Origin of the sequence: Paenibacillus sp. 3LSP, assembly GCF_032465655.1 — a bacterium.
In the GTDB taxonomy this organism is placed as follows: Bacteria; Bacillota; Bacilli; order Paenibacillales; family Paenibacillaceae; genus Fontibacillus; species Fontibacillus barengoltzii.
Genome location: NZ_JAWDJI010000082.1, coordinates 1 through 4775 on the forward strand (window position 1 = coordinate 1; position 4775 = coordinate 4775).

The 4775-nt window shown below is 58.8% G+C and carries 5 protein-coding genes; all 5 read left to right on the top strand.

Annotation, left to right across the window (positions count from 1 at the left end):
- Positions 1 to 529, top strand: a 529-nt coding sequence (locus RW092_RS06335; RefSeq protein WP_316009796.1) for an FAD binding domain-containing protein, incomplete at its 5' end; no start/stop codon positions are given.
- 22 nt (positions 530 to 551) lie between these two features.
- Positions 552 to 1511 (top strand): 4,5-dihydroxyphthalate decarboxylase, encoded by a 960-nt coding sequence (locus tag RW092_RS06340; RefSeq protein WP_316009797.1) that lies wholly within the window; start codon positions 552 to 554, stop codon positions 1509 to 1511.
- Positions 1512 to 1541: 30 nt separating this feature from the next.
- Positions 1542 to 2039, top strand: a complete 498-nt coding sequence (locus RW092_RS06345; RefSeq protein ID WP_028539463.1) for a (2Fe-2S)-binding protein — start codon at positions 1542 to 1544, stop codon at positions 2037 to 2039.
- Positions 2036 to 4357 (top strand): xanthine dehydrogenase family protein molybdopterin-binding subunit, encoded by a 2322-nt coding sequence (locus tag RW092_RS06350; RefSeq protein WP_316009798.1) that lies wholly within the window; start codon positions 2036 to 2038, stop codon positions 4355 to 4357. The genes RW092_RS06345 and RW092_RS06350 overlap by 4 nt, the downstream gene beginning before the upstream one ends.
- Positions 4358 to 4364: 7 nt before the next feature.
- Positions 4365 to 4775, top strand: a 411-nt coding sequence (locus tag RW092_RS06355; protein ID WP_316009799.1) for an XdhC family protein, incomplete at its 3' end; no start/stop codon positions are given.

A 4775-nucleotide genomic window follows, 5' to 3' on the forward strand; every position in this document is an offset into this window, starting at 1 on the left:
GCTGAACGAATACGAGTTCCCAGGCGATGACACTCCAATCATCCGCGGTTCGGCTTACCGAGCGGAAGTCCGGCTGGCCGGGGCGGACGGCACTCGCAGCGTGCCGATCGCGGACTTCATCACCGGGCCGAAGGCGACCCAGCTCCGCGAACGCGAGCTGATCACGTCGCTGTTCATTCCGGCCCGGGTGCTCGAGGTGCCGCAGGTGTTTCTGCGGCACGATCAGCGTACGGCCACCGATATCTCGATCGTCTCCGTCGCCTTGCTGCTGCAAGGCAAAGGCCATGAGATCGAGTGGGGGACGGCCGCCGTGGGCGCAGCCGCGCCGAAGCCGTTCACGCTGAGCGCGGAGGAAGAAGAGCGGTGGAGCGGCGAACTTACCGCCGCTAAGCTGGACGAGCTCAGCGCGTTGTACGTGCAGCACAGCTCGCCAATTACGGATGTGCGCGCCAGCGCGGAGTATCGCCGCGCCTTAGTAGGGACTTATATCAAGCGGGTCGCGAACGCTTTGCTACCGAACGGCCTGTAACGAAGGGGAGAGGAGCATCACCATGGCAGGGACAACCTTAAAGATCGCCATGTCAGAGAGCGATCGTACCTTAAAATTGCTCAGCGGCGCCAAACCGCTGCCGGGCTTTAAGCTCGACGTGCAGCGGGAGTCGATTGAAGATATTTTTGTGAACCAAATTTCCCAGGCGTCGTATGACGTATCCGAACTGTCGCTGGCCTCCTACCTGATTGCCAAAGGCGGAGGAGATACGCGGTTAACGGCCATCCCGGTATTTCTGTCCCGGTCATTCCGACATAATGCGATTTATGTCCGTTCGGACAGTCCATATACGCATCCTTCCGAGCTTAAAGGCAAGCGGTTCGGTTTTCCCGAATATCAAATGACCGCGGCTGTCTGGGTCCGGGGCATGTTCCGGCATGAATGGGGGATCGCCACTGACGAGATGGAATGGTTTACGTTCCGTCCAGAGCGGGTGCCGGTGAAGACACCGGCAACGCTGGTGGAGGGCGATATTTTTGAAGCGCTGGCGGAAGGGAAAGTGGATGCGATCATGACGGCCCGGCGCCCGCCGGCCAAGCTGTTCCCTGCTTCGGGCGAAGGCGGCGTGCTGCGCCGGTTAATCCCAGACGTATGGAACGTCGAGCGGGAGTATTACGGGCGTACGGGGATTTTCCCAATTATGCACTTGGTTTCGCTGAAGGCAACCACCGTAGAGCAGTTCCCGGAACTGCCCAAGCAGCTGTATGAGCTGATGCGGGAGATCAAAGATGAAGGGATCACCGAGCTGCTGGAGACGATTCGCAACGCAACCTCCAATCCGTTTGTCTGGGAATCGGCTGAAGCCTCGGCCAAGCTGATGAACGGGGATATGTGGCCTTACGGAGTTGCGGCGAACTGGCCGCAGATCGAGACGTTTATTTCTTATCTTCAGGAGGACGGCCTGCTGGACCGCAGCTTCACACCGCAGGAAGTGTTCCATGCCTCCGTCCAAAACACATAAGCATTTGTAAAAGGAAGAAGGTGCTGCCTCATGAACGGCGGACATAACCATAACCTTAACTCTAGTTTGACGTTAACGATTAACGGCGAGGACGTGACCTGGAACGGAGAGCCAACCGCTTCGCTGGCGGACGTCATCCGTGAAGGACAAGGCCTGACAGGGACAAAGATCGGCTGTCGGACCGGCGAATGCGGGGCTTGTACCGTGCTGCTGGACGGCCAACCGGTCGTCTCTTGCCTGGTGCCGGTCGCTTCCGCCCAAGGGCAATCGGTGGAAACGATCGAAGGCTTAGCCCGACATCCGGAGTTCCGGGAGCTGGAGCAAGCGATGCAGGAATATGGCGGCGTACAGTGCGGTTTTTGCACGCCGGGGATTATGATGTCCACTTGGGCTTGGCTGCAAAATCCCGATTTGTTCGGCGGCGACATCGGCGCGGCGCTGAAGAACAACCTGTGCCGCTGCACCGGTTATCGCGGCATTATGGAAGCGGCGGAGCACGTCCTGGCCTCGAAAGGAGCCGTGCGATGACGACAAACAGCCAACAGCAAGCTAGCAAATCGCAAGACGCCAAGGTCATGAACCCGGCTGACCCGAATCCTTCGGCTCGGCAAGGGAATCCGACGTTAAAGCAGAAGCCGCTGGATTTGAAGTCCAAGCTGGAAGGGCAGACCCGTTACTTGCACGATCTGAATTTTCCGGGGCAGCTCGTTGGCGCGATTTACCGCAGCCCATTGGCCCATGCGCGGATCAAACGGATTAACGTGGACAAAGCACGCCAGGTGGAAGGCGTACATACTGTTATCACGGCAGACGACGTGCCTAACCATAAATATGGGCCGACCAAATTCAAAGACTGGAACATTCTCGCCCGCGATCGTGTGCTCTTCATCGGTGACGAAATCGCTGCTGTTGCGGCTGAGACGAAAGAAGCAGCCGAGCAAGCCTTGGCCTTGATTGAGGTGGAGCTAGAGCCTCTGAAAGGCGTATTTGACCCCGAAGCAGCGATGGCTCCCGGTGCTCCTCAGATTCATGAGGACGTGGAGCTGAACCGACCGATGAAGGTAGATGTCTCGCGCGGTGATGTGGAAGCCGGGAAGCAGAAGGCGGCCGTCGTCAAAGGCGGGCGTTACATCTCGAACCGCATTTATCAGGGGCATTTGGAGCCGGTTGGGGCGATCGCGCACTGGTCGGAGGAAGAGGGCATCACCATTTGGGCGCCTTCCCACATTCCGTATCGGGCGCGGGAAGCGTATGCGGCCGGGTTTGGCTTGCCGGAGGACAAGGTGCGGATTATCGTGCCGCCGATTGGGGGTTCTTTTGGCGCCAAATACGTCCTGAAGGTTCATGTGATCGCAGCCGCCTTGGCGATGGCGACAGGGCGGCATGTGAAGATCATTTTGGATCGGTATGAAGATATGATCACGGCCCATCCACGGGTTCCATTGACTTTTGACATTGAGATCGGGGCAGATGCGGAAGGGAATTTCGTGTACAAAGATCTGACGGTATATGCCGATGCGGGCGCTCGTGTCTATTGGAGCCCTAACGTCATTGCCACCGCCTGCACCCGGCCCGACAACATTTATCATTTCCATAATGTGAAGTCGACGGGGTACCTGGTGTACACCAACAATAGTCCAACGACATGTATGCGCGGGTTTGGCAATGCGGAGATGCTATTTGCCGTGGAAAGCGTGATTGATGAGATTGCGCTGGAGCTGGGGATGGACCCGGCTGAGCTGCGTCTCAAAAATATCGTTCACGCCGGCGACACCACGCTGCACGGGTATCGTCTCGATACGTGTAATTTGGAGGCGTGCATCGAGAAGGTGAAGGAGCTGTCCGGTTGGGAGCGGAGAAACGAATTGCCGCCTTACCGGGGCCTTGGCCTAGCGGTGGCCAATCACGTCTCGGGCTTCCGTGCGATCGATCCGCGGTTTGACGGCTCAACGGCCGTGATCCGCGTGAAACCGGGCGGATTCGTGGAAGTGGAAACCGGCGAAATCGAGTTGGGCCAAGGGATGTCGATGACTTACGCCCGCATCGCCAGCCGCGTGCTGGGGATTCCGGAAGACGGGATTTTAGTAAAATCCGGGGATACCGGGCGGTATCCGTTTGGCATCGGTACGCTGGCTTCCCGCAGTACGGTTATGGGCGGTAATGCGGTGCAAAAAGCGGCGGAAGCGCTGGTCCGCGAAATCGAGAAGCTGGCAGTTGAAGCGCTGGGCGAAGGCGCGGTATTTAAAGACGGCGTCGTTCAATATAGCGGTAAGACGTATTCCCTTAGCGATGTCGCTGATTGGTTCCGGGCTCGTCATGCCGGCGAGGAGCTTACGGTGAAGGAAAGTTATGTGCCGGATACCGAGCTGCCGGACGCCACCTATTTCGGGCATCCATCGCCAAACTATCCGTTTGCGGCGCATGTTGCTGAGGTCGAAGTGGATCCGGACACTGGCCGCACGAAGGTCGTCGGATATTGGGCAGTACATGATTCCGGCACGATCATTCATGAAACGATGGCGAAGGGCCAAGTGCTGGGCGCCGTAGCCCAAGGCATCGGCTGGGTGACGATGGAGGACTTGATCGTCCGTGAAGGCAGAGTCATGAACCCTTCGATGATGGACTACCGCATGCCGGGGGCTAAGGATATGCCGGATGTTCAGGTGCATTTCGTACAGGAAGCCGATCCGCATGGTCCATTCGGAGCGAAGTCCTTAGGCGAAGTGGCGCTGGACCCGGTTCCGGGCGCGATTGCCAATGCAATCGCCCATGCCACCGGTCGGCGCGGTTATGTGCTGCCATTGTCGGCAGAACGCGTGTGGAAATCGTTGCAAGACGGGAGATGACATGAACATGGAGGAGCTCATGCTTGCGTTAGACGCCTGTCTGGCCGAGCGTCAGGCGTGCGTTGTTGCCACAATTGTAGATGTGGACGGCTCCGCCTACCGCCGGGAAGGCGCGCGTTGCCTCATCCATGCGGATGGCGAGGTGACGGGCATTCTGAGCGGCGGCTGTATTGAGGAAGACTTGCGCGAGCATGCCCAAGAGGTGCTTCGCATCCTGGAGCCGCGCAAGCTGCTCTACGACTTCCGCATCGGAGAAGACGAGGTATGGGGCACCGGCCTCGGGTGCAACGGGGCGATCACGGTGTGGCTCGAGCCGTTTGATCCGGTCCGCGCGCCGAACGCGGCGGCCCGGATCATCGGCGACCTGCGGCAGCGCGTAGAGACGCGCGAGCCGTATGTGGCGGCGACGGTGATCGGT

Coding starts and splice junctions, on each gene's coding strand:
- RW092_RS06345 (WP_028539463.1), top strand. CDS start 1,542: ATGAACGGCGGACATAACCATAACCTTAACTCTAGTTTGACGTTAACG.
- RW092_RS06350 (WP_316009798.1), top strand. CDS start 2,036: ATGACGACAAACAGCCAACAGCAAGCTAGCAAATCGCAAGACGCCAAG.
- RW092_RS06340 (WP_316009797.1), top strand. CDS start 552: ATGGCAGGGACAACCTTAAAGATCGCCATGTCAGAGAGCGATCGTACC.